Annotated in this window: 12 protein-coding genes and 1 pseudogene; 2 read left to right on the forward strand and 11 right to left on the reverse strand. The window is 71.6% G+C overall.

Annotation, left to right across the window (positions count from 1 at the left end; all coding sequences use genetic code 11):
• The first annotated feature begins 9 nt into the window (after positions 1–9).
• The gene (locus ACIQWG_RS06695; RefSeq protein WP_404093466.1) at positions 10–1,230 is read left to right on the forward strand and encodes a TerD family protein; all 1,221 of its coding nucleotides are present in this window, start codon (positions 10–12) and stop codon (positions 1,228–1,230) included.
• 55 nt (positions 1,231–1,285) lie between these two features.
• On the opposite strand, the gene ACIQWG_RS06700 is transcribed toward ACIQWG_RS06695, so the two are convergent.
• From ACIQWG_RS06700 to ACIQWG_RS06725, 6 genes are all read right to left on the reverse strand, one after another.
• Positions 1,286–2,332, reverse strand: coding sequence for a LacI family DNA-binding transcriptional regulator (locus ACIQWG_RS06700; RefSeq protein WP_404091204.1), 1,047 nt, complete (start codon positions 2,330–2,332; stop codon positions 1,286–1,288).
• A gap of 83 nt (positions 2,333–2,415) precedes the next feature.
• Entirely contained in the window at positions 2,416–3,432 is a 1,017-nt protein-coding gene (locus ACIQWG_RS06705) for a 1-aminocyclopropane-1-carboxylate deaminase (protein WP_404091206.1), read from the reverse strand.
• A gap of 25 nt (positions 3,433–3,457) precedes the next feature.
• Complete coding sequence (locus ACIQWG_RS06710; protein WP_404091209.1) at positions 3,458–4,105, reverse strand: GntR family transcriptional regulator; 648 nt, start codon at positions 4,103–4,105, stop codon at positions 3,458–3,460.
• Between the two features lie 80 nt (positions 4,106–4,185).
• Entirely contained in the window at positions 4,186–5,769 is a 1,584-nt protein-coding gene (locus ACIQWG_RS06715; protein WP_404091212.1) for a TROVE domain-containing protein, read from the reverse strand.
• Between the two features lie 358 nt (positions 5,770–6,127).
• Positions 6,128–7,588, reverse strand: a complete 1,461-nt coding sequence (locus tag ACIQWG_RS06720; protein WP_404091215.1) for an alkaline phosphatase PhoX — start codon at positions 7,586–7,588, stop codon at positions 6,128–6,130.
• A gap of 178 nt (positions 7,589–7,766) precedes the next feature.
• The gene (locus ACIQWG_RS06725) at positions 7,767–9,203 is read right to left on the reverse strand and encodes a hypothetical protein (protein WP_404091218.1); all 1,437 of its coding nucleotides are present in this window, start codon (positions 9,201–9,203) and stop codon (positions 7,767–7,769) included.
• Between the two features lie 316 nt (positions 9,204–9,519).
• Here ACIQWG_RS06725 and ACIQWG_RS06730 point away from each other — a divergent pair, with 316 nt between their 5' ends.
• Positions 9,520–11,346 (forward strand): endonuclease/exonuclease/phosphatase family protein, encoded by a 1,827-nt coding sequence (locus ACIQWG_RS06730; protein WP_404091221.1) that lies wholly within the window; start codon positions 9,520–9,522, stop codon positions 11,344–11,346.
• Between the two features lie 12 nt (positions 11,347–11,358).
• Here ACIQWG_RS06730 and ACIQWG_RS06735 read toward each other — a convergent pair whose 3' ends face one another.
• From ACIQWG_RS06735 to ACIQWG_RS06755, 5 genes and pseudogenes are all read right to left on the reverse strand, one after another.
• Positions 11,359–12,102, reverse strand: a complete 744-nt coding sequence (locus tag ACIQWG_RS06735) for an SRPBCC domain-containing protein (RefSeq protein ID WP_404091223.1) — start codon at positions 12,100–12,102, stop codon at positions 11,359–11,361.
• A 29-nt stretch (positions 12,103–12,131) separates the two neighbouring features.
• Complete coding sequence (locus tag ACIQWG_RS06740; RefSeq protein ID WP_404091226.1) at positions 12,132–12,812, reverse strand: ArsR/SmtB family transcription factor; 681 nt, start codon at positions 12,810–12,812, stop codon at positions 12,132–12,134.
• A 125-nt stretch (positions 12,813–12,937) separates the two neighbouring features.
• Positions 12,938–13,653: pseudogene (locus tag ACIQWG_RS06745) on the reverse strand (antibiotic biosynthesis monooxygenase).
• A gap of 196 nt (positions 13,654–13,849) precedes the next feature.
• Entirely contained in the window at positions 13,850–14,371 is a 522-nt protein-coding gene (locus ACIQWG_RS06750) for a DUF3618 domain-containing protein (RefSeq protein WP_404091229.1), read from the reverse strand.
• A complete protein-coding gene (locus ACIQWG_RS06755) occupies positions 14,368–14,787 on the reverse strand; it encodes a phage holin family protein (protein WP_404091232.1) in 420 nt (139 codons plus the stop codon). The genes ACIQWG_RS06750 and ACIQWG_RS06755 overlap by 4 nt, the downstream gene beginning before the upstream one ends.
• Between the last annotated feature and the right edge of the window lie 25 nt (positions 14,788–14,812).

Here is a 14,812-nt window from a genome sequence, read left to right on the forward strand (position 1 = left end):
ATGACAGCTATGACCCCCGGCTCGAACATCCCTCTTTCCGCCGCGCGCGTGACGGTGGACGTCGCCGCACCGGTGCGGCTCGACGTATCGGGCCTGCTGCTCACCGCCGACGGCAAGGTGCGCTCGGACGACGACTTCATCTTCTACAACCAGCCGGCCGGCCCGGGCGTGACGTACCGCTCGGGCGGCGGCACCGCCCCCGACGCGATCACCGTCGACACCTCGGCCGTACCCCCCGGCATCGAGAAGATCGTCGTCACCGCAAGCCCGGACGCCGCCGGCCAGACCTTCCAGGGCATCGAACCGACGGCCACCATCCGCAACGCGGACGACAACAGCGTCCTCGCCACCTTCACACCCCCGCAGCTGGGCACCGAGACCGCCCTGGTGATCGTCGAGGTCTACCAGCGCAACGGCGCCTGGAAGGCCCGCGCGGTCGGCCAGGGCTACTCCAACGGCCTGGCCGGCATCGCCACCGACTTCGGCGTCACGGTCGAGGAACCCGCCCCGGCCGCCCCCGTGGCCCCGCCGCAGCCCACCATGCAGCCCCCGGTCGCCCCGCCGGCCCCGCCCATGTCCACTCCCCCGGCGCCCCAGGCGCCGGCCGCACCCCCGGCCCCGCCGGCGCCGCCGGCCCCCGCCCCCGGCGCCGGAAAGATCAACCTCGACAAGGGCCGCGTCAGCCTCCAGAAGAACCAGACCGTCTCCCTGGTGAAGGGCGGCCGCCCGCTGCTCTCCCAGGTCAAGATGGGCCTCGGCTGGGAGCCGGCGTACCGCGGCAAGGACATCGACCTGGACGCCTCGGTCATCGCCTACGGACCGCAGCGCAACCACATCGACAGCTGCTACTTCGGCAAGCTCCAGATCGTGCAGGGCGCCATCCGCCACTCCGGCGACAACCTCACCGGCGAGGGCGGCGGAGACGACGAGGTCATCACCGTCGACCTGGGGCGCCTGCCGCAGGAGGTCACCGGCCTGGTCTTCACCGTCAACTCCTTCTCCGGCCAGAAGTTCACCGAGGTCGCCAAGGCCTACTGCCGCCTCCTCGACGCCACCACCGGCGAGGAACTCGTCCGCTTCGACCTCACCAGCGCCGAGCCGCAGACGGGCGTGATGATGGCCAAGCTGATCAAGCAGTTCTCCGGTGAGTGGGAGATGACGGCGATGGGCGACTTCGTGAAGTCCCGCACGGTGCGAGGGATGGTGAAGCCGGCCGCCCAGGCACTCTAGGCAGCAGTACGACGTCCAGGGCGCCCCCGGCGGCAGGGGGCGCCCCGGCCGTGCGTCAAGCGGACGCCCGTACCACCAGCTCCGGCACCACCCAGGCCTCGGCGCCGCCGATCGGATCCTCCCCCGCCCGCAACCGCGCCACCTGCTCCACGGCCAGCCGGCCCAGCTTCCGCTTGTCGATGTGCAGCGTGGTGAGGGCCGGCTGGACCAGCTCGCCCAGCGACAGCCCGTCGAAGCCCAGCACGGCCAGGTCGTCCGGGACCCTGCGGCCACGGCGCCCGGCCGCGCGCATCGCGCCGACCGCGATCAGATCGTTGAAGCCGAACACCGCGGTGATCTCGGGCCGCGCGTCCAGCAGCCGCTCCATGCCCTCCTCACCGCCCGCCACACTGTGCTCGGGGCACATGGTGACCCAGCCCTCGTCCACCGGCAGACCGTGTCGCCGGGCCTCCGCGAGGAAGGCGTGCCTCCTCGGGGCGGGCCCGTGGAAGCCGTCCAGCATGCCGATACGGCGATGCCCCGCACGGACCAGATGGGCCATGCCCTGTTGCAGGCCGGCCGCCGCGTCGATGCCCACGGCCGCGAACCGCGTCCGTTCCGGGCCGCGTTCCAGCAGCACCAGCGGCACGCCTCCGAGGTGCCGGGCCAGCACGTCCTCCGCGTTCCTGAAGTAGCCCACGACCGCGTCCGCCTGGTGGGAGAGCACGTCGAGCGCCTCCCGCTCACGCGCCTCGTCGGTCCGCGAGTCCCAGACGACCACCTGCCAGCCGCGCTGCTCGGCGGCCTCCAGCACTCCCGCGGCCACCTCGGGGAAGAAGGGGTTCATCAGATCCGGGATCACCAGCCCGGCCGTGACGGTCCCCTTCCGCACGAGCCCGCGCGCGAACCGGCTGGGCCGGTAGTCGAGCAGACGGGCCGCCTCCAGGACCCGCTGCTTGGTCGCCGGGTCGATCTCACCCTTGTCGTTCACCGCACGGGAGACCGTCTGACGTGACACTCCGGCCAGTTTGGCGACGTCGTGGATCGTGGCCCGGCGACGGGGGTCGTCGGCCCGGTCGACACCCGGCTCCCGCTGCTGTTCGTCCGCCAACACGCTGAGCACTGTATCCGGCCAGGTGGCAGCCGGGGCAGGTCCCGGTACCAGGACGGGCCCCGGGCGCCACCTCGCCGTCCGTGACCGACGGCCTAGAACAGCGCGCTGTAGGCGTTCAGCGCCGGCTGACCGCCGAGGTGGGCGTACAGCACGGTCGAGTCCCGCCCGATCTCCCCGCGCCGGACCAGATCGATCATCCCGGCCATCGACTTGCCCTCGTACACCGGATCCGTGACCATCCCCTCGGTCCTGGCCGCGAGCCGCATCGCCTCCAGGGTGGTCTCGTCCGGGATGCCGTAGGTGCCCGCGTGATAGCGCTCGTCGAGTTCGACGTCGGCCTCGGTCAGTTCGCGCTCGACGCCGATGAGCCGGCCGGTGGCGTGGGCGATCCGGGCGATCTGCTCGCGGGTGCGGACGGGATTCGCCGAGGCGTCGACGCCGAGGACCCGGCGCGGGCGGGCGCCCGCCTCCTCCAGGGCGGCGAAGCCGGCGACCATGCCCGCCTGGGGGGAGCCGGTCACCGAGCAGACGACCACCGTGTCGAAGAAGACACCCGACTCGCGCTCCTGCTCGGCGACTTCGTACGCCCAGCCGGCGAAGCCCAGCCCGCCGAGCGGATGGTCGGAGGCGCCGGCCGGGATGGCGTAGGGCTTTCCGCCCTGCTCCTCCACCTCGCGCAGCGCCTGCTCCCAGCTCTCCTTGAAGCCGATCCCGAACCCGGCCCGCACCAGCCGCACATCGGCTCCGGCGAGCCGGCTGACGAGGATGTTGCCGACCTTGTCGTACACGGAGTCGGGCCAGTCGACCCAACTCTCCTGGACCAGCACGCACTTGAGCCCGGCGCGGGCGGCGACGGCCGCGACCTGCCGGGTGTGGTTGGACTGCACCCCGCCGATCGAGACGAGCGTGTCGCAGCCCTTCGCGAGCGCGTCGGCGACCAGGTACTCCAGCTTGCGGGTCTTGTTGCCGCCGTAGGCGATACCGGAGTTGCAGTCCTCGCGCTTGGCCCACAGGGAGGCCCCGCCGAGGTGGTCGGTGAGGCGCTCCAGGGGATGGACCGGTGACGGGCCGAAGAGGAGGGGGTAGCGGGCGTACGAGGACAGGGACATCAGGCGCCTCCAGAAGGCAAGGGCGTCACCAGGAGTCGGCCAGGTCGGCGAGGGTGCGCCAGATCTCCGCCGTGACGCGGACCGCCGCGGCCACGTCACCGGCGGCGCACGCCTCGATCAACCGCTCGTGCAGTCCGGCCGAACGGCAGCTCCCGCCCTCGCCGAAGCGCCTGCGCTCCAGGCGGCGGATGAGCGGGGTGTAGCGGGCGACGGTGGCGGCGGCCGCGCGGTTGCCGCTCACCCGGACCAGGACGTCGTGCAGTTCGTCGTCGGCCCGCAGGGCGAGGTCCACCTCGCCGGCCGCGACGGCACCGGCGAAGCGGCCGTTGGCGGCGCGCATGGCCTCCAGGTCCCCTGCCGTCAGCCGGGGCACGGCGACCCGCGTCACCAGTTCGTGCAGGGAGCCGACGACGGCTGCCGCGTCCCGTACGTCGGCGGCCACGACCGGCGTCACCCGGGTGTAGCTCTGCGGCTTGCTCTCCAGCAGCCCGTCGTCCACGAGCCGCGAGAACGCCTCGCGCACCGGCGCCCGGGACAGCCCCAGCCGCTCGGCGAACTCGGCGTCCCGCACCACCGCGCCGGGCTCAATCTCCCCGGCCACGATGGCGTCCCGGATCGCCGTGTAGGCCTGGTCCCTGAGCAGGGTCCGGGCCACGGGTCGGATCGCCTCCATGAACTGAAATGTTAGATGTCAGCGTGCTGGGCGACAAGAGAGCGGCCCGCACTCCCCACGTGGTGCGGGCCGCTCTCCCTTCAGGCCACCCAGGGCCAGTCGGCGTCCCGGGCGGCCTCCAGCAGCGGAACCATCCGGAAAGCCGCGTCGGAAAGGCCACCGAAGGTGTGCCGGTTGCCCGACCCCGACGGACCGTGGCCCGCCAGGTACCCGGCGAGGTTCCAGGTGTAGACCGGCACATGGGCCGGGACCTGCTCGGTCGGGTCGCCGTGCCGGCTGGGCGCGTACTGCTCGTCGGTGACGATCAGCACCCGGTCGTGCTTCCGGTAGTGCCGGCGCACGGCCTCGGTGGTGTCGGTGCCGCCGAGGTCCCCGAACCGGTCCAGCACCTTCAGCACCGACTCGCCCTCGTGGAACGGGATCGCGTTGCTGGCGGTACCGAACTCGACGAGATCCGCGTCCGCCGCCCGCAGCGCGAGCGCCGTGCCGAAGATCGCCGCCGCGTCGGCCCGGTTGAGCTCCGAGCGGTCCGACAGCCGCGACCAGAACATCGAGCCCGAGCGGTCGACGAGCACCAGCGTGCGGCCGGGCAGCGCGGGCACGTTGGCCAGCGAGTGGCCGAGCGCCTGCTCCAGCGGGTACGCCCAGCGCAGCGACGGCGCGTGCCGGTAGGCGGCGAGATACCGGAAGGGGAACTGCCGCGACCGTGCGACCTGCGCCGGGTCGCTGATCCGTGCGGCGACCTGGACCGCCACCTCGTCGCGGACGCCGGCCTCGTCGAAGTTCCGCAGGTTCCGTACGAGCGCCATGGCACCCATCGACGGAATCACGGCCTCCCAGGCCTCCTTGTCCATCGGCCCCTGAAGCCAGCCCGCCAGCGCCTCCCAGGTCATCCCGGCCGCCGCGAGCCGCTCGGCCCCACCGTCCGACACGACCACCGCACGCCGCTCCTCGACGGGCAGCGCCATCAGCTCGCGGTGCGCGACCAGGGTGCGGTCCGAGGCGGGCGGCAGCGCGGTGTCCGGGTTGTGCCGGCGGTCGAGGGCGTACCGGAACAGCTCGCCCTGCCACGGCTTGTCGGCGTCCGGGGCCGCGTGCACCAGGTTGAGGATGTCGCCGAAGCGGTAGCCCCTGGACGCGGTGTCGTACTTCAGCAGCGACTTGCCGCTGTAGAGACGCCGTACGGCGTCGGCGATGCCGCGCTTGACGGGCTTGGGGACGTTACGGCCGTACAGCGCCGTCCAGTACGCGAGCAGTTCGCCGGGCTCGTCGGGCCGCTGGAGGACGGAGGCGATGACCTGACGGTTCGACGGGCCGTCGGTGGCCCGGGCGTCCAGACGTGCCTTGACGTACTCGGCGGCGCCCACGATCGAGGCGGTGCGCAGGTTGCCCTCGCCGCGCAGCCAGCCGAGCAGGCCGGCCGTCCACTCGGGGTCGGTGACGGCCAGTTCGCGCACGAGCCGTGCGAACCGGTCGTCGCGGTCGGCGCCGGTCTCGTAGAAGGCCTGCTGAGTGACGAAGTGGGAGACCGCCAGCAGGAAGAGCTCGGAGCGCGCGTCGCGCTCACGGCCGCGGCCGCCCTCGTACGTACGCAGTACCCGCCCCGTCGAGGTGACCCGCGAGGTCGGTCGCGCCTTCGCGGCGCGCGTGTTGAATCGCGCCATGGTGAATTCCCCCCGAATTCAATCGTGTTCCGGAGGAAGGCACAGCAAAAGATGGATGCCCGAGATCAGAAGTCGGCGACGGACTTTAGCCCGATGCTCTACCCAATTGAGCTACACCGACCCGAAGTCGATGACGGGATTCGAACCCGCAACCCTCAGATCCAATGAAGTAACCGTTGCCTGCGCACCGGGCACCCACCATGAGCTGCGCCTCCCGAGATCAAGTCGGCGGCGGCGTGGGATTCTCTTGCAAAGAAGTAGCCGCTGCCATCGCACCGGGAGGTGCGTGACGTTGTGATCTCACTGTAGGAGGCACAGCTCCGGCCGGGCGAACGAATTAAACGCACCCGTCGGTGGATTACCGCCGCTGCCGCTTCCAGGGCCCCGTGATGGCGAGCATGATGCCGGGGGTCTGGATGTTGGCGTAGAGGGTCCGGCCGTCGCAGGAGAAGGTGACGCCGGTGAACTCGCTGTACTCGGGCTCCTCCTCGGTGCCGATGTTCAGCTCGTTGCGGGCGATCGGGTAGGTACGGCCGCTGTCGGTGGCGCCGAACAGGTGCTGGACCCCCTCGCCGTCCTCGGCGATGACCAGGCCGCCGTACGGGGAGACGGTGATGTTGTCGGGGCCGTCGAAGGCGCCGTCCTTGGACGGGTCGGGGTTGACGCCGAGCAGGACCTTCAGGGTCAGGGTGCGGCGCTTGGGGTCGTAGAACCAGACCGAGCCGTCGTGCGGCTGCCCAGGGCTCTCCGCGCGGGCGTAGGAGGAGACGATGTACACGCCGCCGTCACCCCACCACATGCCTTCGAGCTTGCGGGCGCGGGTGACCTGGCCGGTGGTGAACTGCTTGCGCACGGCCGTCGTCTTCGCGTCCCGGTCGGGCACGTCGACCCAGTCGACGCCGTACACGGTGCCGATCTTCGTGGCACGGGAGAGGTCGTCGACGAACTTGCCGCCGGAGTCGAAGCACTGGAACGCCTGGAGCCTGCCCGCGTCGTCGGCGAGGGTGCGCAGCTTGCCGCGGCCGTGCCGGAAGTGCTCGGGCGGGGTCCAGCGGAAGAGCAGTCCGTTGGGGTTGGAGGCGTCCTCGGTGAGGTAGGCGTGGCCGCGCTTGGGGTCGATGACGACGGCCTCGTGGGCGTAGCGGCCGAACGCCTTGATGGGCTTGGGGTCCTTGTTGGCCCGGCGGTCGGCGGGGTCGACCTCGAAGACGTAGCCGTGGTCCTTGGTCATGCCGTTGGCGCCGGCCTTGTCCTCGGTCTCCTCGCAGGTGAGCCAGGTGTCCCAGGGGGTGCTGCCGCCGGCGCAGTTGGTGGCGGTGCCCGCGATGCCGACCCATTCGGCGACACGGCCGTCGGGGCGCACCTCGACGACGGTGCAGCCGCCGGACGCCGCCGGGTCGTAGACGAGGCCCTCGGTCAGCGGCACGGGGTGGGGCCACTGGGCGCGGGGTCCGCCGAGCTCGTGGTTGTTGACCAGCAGGGTGGTGCCGCGCGGGCCGTCGAAGGCGGCGGTGCCGTCGTGGTTGGAGGGGGTGAACTCGCCCGACTCCAGCTTGGTCCTGCCGCTGTAGGTGATGACGCGGTACTTGAAGCCCGCGGGCAGCGCGAGGAGACCCTCGGGGTCCGCGATCAGCGGTCCGTACCCGACGCCGCCGCAGTGGTGGGCGTCCGCGGACCGCTCGCTCGCGGCATCGGCTTCGGCCTCGGACTCGGTGGACGCGAGCGCGTTCGGGGCGGTGGCGAGGACGCCGGCGCTGCCGGCCAGCGCGACGCCGGTGACCGCGGATGTTCTGGCGAAGTCCCTGCGGGTGAGCGACATGGTGTCTCCCTGTGACAGTGAGTGCCGTGGAGGGTGGCGGACTTCGATCGGCGCCACATTCCCGCTCACGCGTTAACGCCGGTTGAACAACGTCCCAAGGGGCGCGGGACTGTGGCCGTATGCGGCCGCGCCCGCGAGGGCGCGACCGGTCCTACCTCTCAGGGGCCGCCACCCGGCGTCAACCCCCGTGCTGCGACCGCGCCTTGAACGCCGCCTTGCGTGCTTCCTTCGCGACCTTCTTGTCCGGATGCAGCCGCCCCATCGCCTCCAGCACATCCGCCGTGGCCGGATGGTCCACCCGCCACGCCGCCGCGAAGAACCCGCTGTGCTGCGCGGCGAGTCCCTCGACCAGCGCCCGCAGCTCGTCCGAGTTCCCCTCGGCGGCCAGCTGCGCGGCGACCGTGTCGACGGTCAGCCAGAACACCAGGTCCTGGGACGGCGCGGGAACGTCACCGAACCCCGCCTCGGACAGCCATACCCGGGCCAGCCCGCCGAGCTCCGGATCGTCGAGAACCTCCCGCAGGGCCGGCTCGGCCTCGGCGCCCAGCAGGGACAGTGCCTGCTGGCAGCGCAGCCGGCGCAGCGGCGCCCCGGCGTCCGCGCCCCGTGCCGCCGCGAGCAACTCCCGTGCGGCGGGGAGGGGTTCGCGTCGGGTCAGCCACTGCTCGGTCTCCGTCCGCGCGGCGGCCTGCGGGAAGGCGGCGGTGCCGTCGAGGAGCGCGTCGGCGCCCTTGTCGCTGAGCTCTCCGACGGCGGGCGCCTCGAACCCGGCCTCCAGCAGCCGCGCCCGCATCCCGTACCGTCCGAGCGGGGTGAGCCGCACCATGCCGTAGCGCGACACGTCGGTGTCGTCGTCGCTCGCCGCCTGTTCCTCCACGGCACTCTCGGCGTCCGCCATCAACGCCTCGTCGACCGGCTGGTACTCCACCAGGCCGACCGGCTCCAGCACCCGGAACTGGTCGTCCAGCCGCATCATCGCGTCGGAGACCTGCTCCAGCACGTCGTTCGTGGGCTCGCCCATGTCGCTGGGCACGATCATCGAAGCGGCGAGGGCCGGCAGCGGCACAGGTCCCTCGCCGGGGCCGTCCTCACTGACCGTCAGCAGATACAGGTTGCCGAGCACGCCGTCGAGGAACTCCGCCTCGGCCTCCGGGTCCCAGTCCAGCTCGGAGAGGTCGACCTCGCCGCCCTCGCCCATGGCCTCGACCAGGTCGTCGAGGTCGGGCACGCTCGCGTCGGCGAGCACCGTCTCCAGCGCGCCCAGCCACACCGCGAGCACGTCGTGCGGCGAGCCGCCGGTCAGCAGCGCGAGGTCCGCGCCGGCCGTCACGGTGCCCGCCTCCTCGTCGACGACCTCGACCAGCCCGGTGTCCACGGCCACCCGCCAGGCCTCACCGGCGTAGGCGGCGGCGTCGTCCCCGCTGAGCCCGAGCAGTTCCGCGGCCGCGGGCAACTGCTCGTCGACGAGCTCTCCGCCGGCGTCGACCCGGGTGTCGGGCCCGGCCCAGCGGGCCAGCCGCGCGGCACGGGAGAGCAGGGGCGTGGCCAGCGCGTCCCGCGCCAGCTCCGCTTCGGGGTGCAGCCGTACCGGTGGCAGGGGGGAGCTGTCTGACATCGGATGGTTCTCCTAGGGCGCTCTGCATGGCCGTACACGACACGGCCCTGGCCGCACACTTCACGGCTCAGCCGTCAGCCTAGACGGATTTCCACCCATGCCGCCCGGTTCATCTCCCCGTCAGGGGGCGTACATGGCCGAAACCTTGACAACTGGCCTGACCAGGCACGAGATTACGCGCGTAGAAACTTGGCGGACATTTGTTCACTGGACTTTCTACGCGCGTTGCCGCCCCACCGGCCGTGACCTCACGTTCCACGCACCACTCACGTTCGCTCTCGTCCCGGCACCCACGTATGTCCCCGGAGGGATCCCGTTGCCGAGCAAGAAGTCCGCGCGTCTCGCCGCGCTCACCGTCGCCGCCGTCTGTTCCGCGGCGTCCACCGTCGTTCTCACGGCGCCCGCGCACGCCGACTCCGTGCGCATCCATGACGTCCAGGGCAGCACCCGAATATCCCCGTACGCCGGCAAGCAGGTCGCGGACGTGGCCGGGATCGTCACCGGCGTACGCACCTACGGTTCGTCCAGAGGCTTCTGGATCCAGGACCCGAGCCCCGACGCCGACCCGGCCACCAGCGAGGGCGTCTTCGTCTTCACCAGCTCCATCCCGAAGGTCGCCGTCGGCGACTCGGTCCTGGTCTCGGGCACGGTCTCCGAGTACGTCCCGGGCGGTGCCTCCTCCGGCAACCAGTCGCTGACCGAGATCACCAAGCCGGTGATCACCGTGGTGTCCAGCGGCAACGCCGTCCCGGCCGCCAAGGTCATCGACGCCCGTTCGGTGCCGGCCGCCTACAGCCCGGAGGGCGACACCGCCGCGAGCGGCTCGGTCAACGGCCTGACGCTGCGGCCCGAGAAGTACGCCCTGGACTACTACGAGTCCCTGGAGGGCGAGAACGTCCAGGTCGCCGACACCCGTGTGGTCGGCGCCACCGACCCGTACACCGAGCTCTGGGTCACGGTGAAGCCGTGGGAGCACCGCAACCGCCGCGGCGGCACGGTCTACGGCTCCTACGACTCCCAGAACACCGGTCGGCTCCAGATCCAGTCCCTGGGCAAGGTCGCCGACTTCCCGGCCGCGAACGTCGGTGACGTCCTCAAGGGCGCCACGGCCGGGCCCTTGGACTACAACCAGTTCGGCGGCTACACCCTGGTCGCCAACCAGCTCGGCACCCTGAAGAGCGCCGGTCTGGAGAAGGAGACCACGCACCGGCAGTCGCGCCGCGAGCTCGCGGTCGCCACGTACAACGTGGAGAACCTCGACCCGTCCGACGCCACGTTCGAGGAGCACGCCTCCGCGATCGTGAACAACCTCCAGTCGCCCGACATCGTGTCCCTGGAGGAGATCCAGGACAACAACAGCGCGACCAACGACGGCACGGTCGCCGCCGATCAGACGCTGGCCAAGCTGACCGACGCGATCGTCGCGGCGGGCGGCCCCAAGTACGACTGGCGCTCCGTCGACCCGGTCAACAACGCCGACGGCGGCGAGCCCGGCGGCAACATCCGCCAGGTCTTCCTGTTCAACCCGGAGCGGGTCTCCTTCACCGACCGTGCGGGCGGCGACGCCACCACCGCCGCCGGGGTGACGAAGGTGCGCGGCAAGGCCGCCCTGACGGTCTCCCCGGGCCGGATCGACCCGGCGAACGCGGCCTTCACCAACAGCCGCAAGCCGCTGGTCGGCGAGTTCGTCTTCCGCGGCGAGACCGTCTTCGTGATCGCCAACCACCTCAACTCCAAGGGTGGCGACCAGGGTCTGACCGCGCAGTACCAGCCGCCGACCCGTAGCTCGGAGACCCAGCGCCACGCGCAGGCCACGGCGATCCACTCCTTCGTCAAGGACATCCTCGACACGCAGAAGAACGCGGACGTCATCGCCCTCGGCGACATCAACGACTTCGAGTTCTCCGACACCGTGGACATCCTCGAAGGCCGTGGCGAGCTGTGGTCGGCGATCAAGTCGCTGCCGCGGAGCGAGCGTTACTCCTACGTCTATCAGGGCAACGCCCAGACGCTGGACCAGATCCTGGTCAGCCCGTCGATCCGGCGCTCCTGCGACTTCGAGTACGACAGCGTGCACATCAACTCGGAGTTCAACGACCAGATCTCCGACCACGACCCGCAGGTGCTGCGCTTCCGCCCGTAACCTCCGGTGGTCTCAGGGCTGGCTGAACACACCCTTCAGCCAGCCCTTCCACATCTCCTCGTCCGCCTCGGCGTCCGCGTCCGGCGCGAAGTCGTGCACGGACATGCCGACCATGTAGCCCCAGTGATTGCGGCCGAAGAAGCGGATGAGCGCGTCGTCCGTGCGCAGCCCGAGGAAGTAGGGGCTGCGGAAGTCGACCACGGCGTCGAGGACCTTGCTCCCGGGGCCGCGCACCTGCACCCGCGCGCCCTCGGCGGTGTCGTCGGCCAGACCGAGCGCGCGGCCCACGGTGACCAGCGCGTCGGACGCCTTGGAGGCCTCGGGCCCGTCGAAGGTGGCGAAGCCGGTGACCGGGCGGCCCCGGAAGCGGGTGAGGTACTGGCGCAGGGTGTGCAGGTAGAAGTCGGTGTGCCGGCTGGCGCCGTCGTACTGGTTGTCCCAGTCGTCGACGAAGATCCCGCTGTGCACGTACCGCACCCAGGCGCGACGGCCCTCGTCGCGGGGCTCGATGGTGTAGTCGAGCTGGTTGAGGGTCTGCTCGGAGATGCCCTCCACGTCCTCGACGCGGTTGGTGTAGTGATGCGGCGGGTCCCACGCGGTCACGGTCGACCCGAAGGGGCCCTGGCCGCCCTCCCGGGGCTCGGGCGCCTCCATCGGCCACAGCCAGCCGCCGGTGCCGGCGGTCACGGCCTCCCACACCTCCTCGGGTGTGGCATCGACCTCGAACTCGCGGGCGATCTCGAATTCCTTGGACATGGTGGGCTCCTGGACTCCTGGGTGCGGTGCTACTGGTTCGGTTCGGGGGTGGGCTCGGGACGGGGCCGTGCCTCGACGGCGGGTTCCGCCGTGACCTCGGGCAAGGACTCGGCCGCCGCCTCGGCCGTGGGCTTCACCGTGGGATGGACGGCGACGACGATCCGGTGATCCCGGCCGCCGTCGGCGCCGGGCGCGTCGTACTTGCGGATCAGCGCGCTCACGCCGGCCGTCAACTCCTCGATGAACGCTGCTCGTTCGGCGGCGGAGGCGAAGCGGACCTCGCCGTCCAGCGCGAAGGTCGCCAGCCGTTTGCGCGCCTTGGTCGCGCCGGTGATCAGCGAACCGACGTCCCGCACGAGGCGGGCGCCGAGGGCGAGCAGCCAGCGCGCCGAGAGCTGGTCGCGGAAGCGGTCCGGGTCCGGCTGCACGGAGGCGAGCGCGAGGGGGGAGATCACGTACGACGCGGCGGTCGCCCGCATCAGCCGCTCGGTGACGTTGCCCTTACGACGCTCTCCGGCCAGCTCGACCAGGCCGTGCCGCTCCAGCGCCTTGAGGTGGTAGTTCACCTTCTGCCTGGGCAGCCCGACCTTGCCGGCCAGCATGGCGGCCGACGCGGGGCCGACCGCCAGCTCGGCGAGCAGCCGGGCCCTTGTGGGGTCCAGGGAGACGGCTGCGGCCTCGGGGTCCTCGATCACGGTGACGTCCAACATGGAACCACCGTCTCACCGAAAACTTTTTTTGTCCAGGAAGTTCGAGTGTTCGGTGTGTTCGGTGTGGGTGTGGCCGGTGTGTTCCTCGTGGTCGGTGTGCTCGGCGCAGGAGAAGGCTCTGTGCCCTACCGGCGACCGGGCTCACCGGGAATCAGCCCGAGGGCGTACTCTACCGGTTGACCGTGCTGCTCTTGAGTCCCGGCCAGGTCTGCACGCGACGCCACGACTCCGTCGCCGAGCCGATGCCGTCGCCCGGGGCGGTGAGCGCGTCGATGTGGGCCTGGGCGGTCTCCCACTCGGCGTAGTTGAGGACCCTGGTGCCGTCGGTGCTCAGGTGGAAGTGGCCCGAGATGCCGCCCGGGTGGGGGTCGGGTTCGGCCGCCAGTGCTTCGAGTACGGCGTCCACCCAGGCGCGCTGCCGGTCGGGGTCGTGGCCCTCGAACTCGATGTCGACGATCACGATGCAGCCGGGGACGCGGGTGTCGTCCGGCCGGCGCGCGCTGCGGTAGGGGCGGTACCGGCCGAGGCCGAGCCGTTCGATGCCCGGAACGGCGGTGTCGATCTCGTCGACGCGCTCCTGGCGGTGGGCCTTCACGAAGGACTCGTAGGCCTGCTCACTGCGCCACTGTGAGTAGTGGAGGAGGGTGGAGCCGTCGTGGCCCGCGTAGACGTAGTAGCCGAGCAGGTCACCGGAGGGCCATGGACGGCGTTCCCAGGTGGCGCCGATCGCCTCGACGGTCTGCCGCTGCCGCTCGGGGGTGCCCACGCGCCAGGTACTGAAGAAGGGGGCGCCGGTCTCGGGGTGGGTGAGGTCGGGATGGGCGTCGGTGCGGCGGGACACGGGGCCTCCAGGGCTCGGTGGTCGAGTGCGTGCACCCACCACCCTTCGGCCTCAAGCGGACTTGAGGTCAAGTGAGCGGCGCGGGACCGATGCCCGGTCATGCACATCGGTCCCGCGCCGCTTCGCCATACCGGCGACCTCGCCGCCGCTTCAGCCGCGCCGCCGCTTCAGCCGCGCCCCTCGTGTCACCGCCGCTTCAGCCGCGCCCCTCGTGTCGCCGCCGCACCAGCCCGGCCGCGACCAGCGCGCCCACCGCCGCACCGACCACCAGCACCGGACGCGGATGCCGCAGCCCGGTCTGTACGAGGGTGCGGACTCGGCGCGGTACGCGGTCCTCCACCGTGTGGCCCGCCTGCGTCGCCGTGTCCTGGACGGTGTGACCGGCCTGGCTCGCCCGGTCCTGAACCACGTGCCCCGCTCGCGTCGCCCGGTCCTGCACGACGTGTCCGGCGCGCGTCGCCCGGTCCTGCACGACGTGTCCGGCCTGCGCGGCGCTGCTGCGCAGTTGCACGGTCATCGCGCCCGCCTTGTCCCGCAGGTCGGCGGCGCGGGCCATGGCGCGGCCCTTCACATCGGCCTTGCTCATCAACTCGGCCACGGTGTCGCCCAGTTCGCCGCGTGTCCGCTCGATCTGGTCACGTAGCTCGGCAGGCCCCTTGGCCCCGCCGGTCGCCCTCGCGGCAGCGCCGCGTATGTCACCGGCTGCCCTGTCCGTCATCGGTGCACCCTTCCTTTGATCTCGTCGACGTCCGTCCTGACACTGTCGAGAGCCTCCTCGGGCGTGGGAGGTGCGGCCCGGCGCAGTTGGGCGCGGCCGGTCGCCGCCAGCACGCCCGCGACGGCGAACAGCACCCCTGTCACGATGAGCGCCGAGGCCCACAGGGACAGCGTCAGCGAGAGCGCGGCGGTGGCGGTCGCGGCCAGGAACAGCAGCCCGGCGTACGCGAAGGCACCCGCCGCGCCCAGCAGACCGCCGCCGCGCCCGGCCCGTCGGCCCTTCTCCGCCAGTTCCTCCTTGGCGAGGGCGACTTCCTGTCGTACGAGTCGGGAGAGCTGTTCGCCGGCCTGCGCTACGAGTTCACCCACCGAGTGATGCTCGTCGTGCGCCGGCTCGTGGGCCGTGGTCCCGGTCACGGTGTTCCGCCTTCTCTCGGGTTCG

The sequence above is a fragment of the Streptomyces sp. NPDC098781 genome (assembly GCF_044759995.1).
Lineage (GTDB): Bacteria > Actinomycetota > Actinomycetes > Streptomycetales > Streptomycetaceae > Streptomyces.

Bases quoted from the DNA above. Each gene is read 5' to 3' on its own strand.
- ACIQWG_RS06740 (WP_404091226.1), bottom strand. From the start codon at position 12,812: ATGTTGGACGTCACCGTGATCGAGGACCCCGAGGCCGCAGCCGTCTCC.
- ACIQWG_RS06695 (WP_404093466.1), top strand. From the start codon at position 10: ATGACCCCCGGCTCGAACATCCCTCTTTCCGCCGCGCGCGTGACGGTG.
- ACIQWG_RS06750 (WP_404091229.1), bottom strand. From the start codon at position 14,371: ATGACGGACAGGGCAGCCGGTGACATACGCGGCGCTGCCGCGAGGGCG.
- ACIQWG_RS06735 (WP_404091223.1), bottom strand. From the start codon at position 12,102: ATGTCCAAGGAATTCGAGATCGCCCGCGAGTTCGAGGTCGATGCCACA.
- ACIQWG_RS06715 (WP_404091212.1), bottom strand. From the start codon at position 5,769: ATGGCGCGATTCAACACGCGCGCCGCGAAGGCGCGACCGACCTCGCGG.
- ACIQWG_RS06705 (WP_404091206.1), bottom strand. From the start codon at position 3,432: ATGTCCCTGTCCTCGTACGCCCGCTACCCCCTCCTCTTCGGCCCGTCA.
- ACIQWG_RS06720 (WP_404091215.1), bottom strand. From the start codon at position 7,588: ATGTCGCTCACCCGCAGGGACTTCGCCAGAACATCCGCGGTCACCGGC.
- ACIQWG_RS06725 (WP_404091218.1), bottom strand. From the start codon at position 9,203: ATGTCAGACAGCTCCCCCCTGCCACCGGTACGGCTGCACCCCGAAGCG.
- ACIQWG_RS06710 (WP_404091209.1), bottom strand. From the start codon at position 4,105: ATGGAGGCGATCCGACCCGTGGCCCGGACCCTGCTCAGGGACCAGGCC.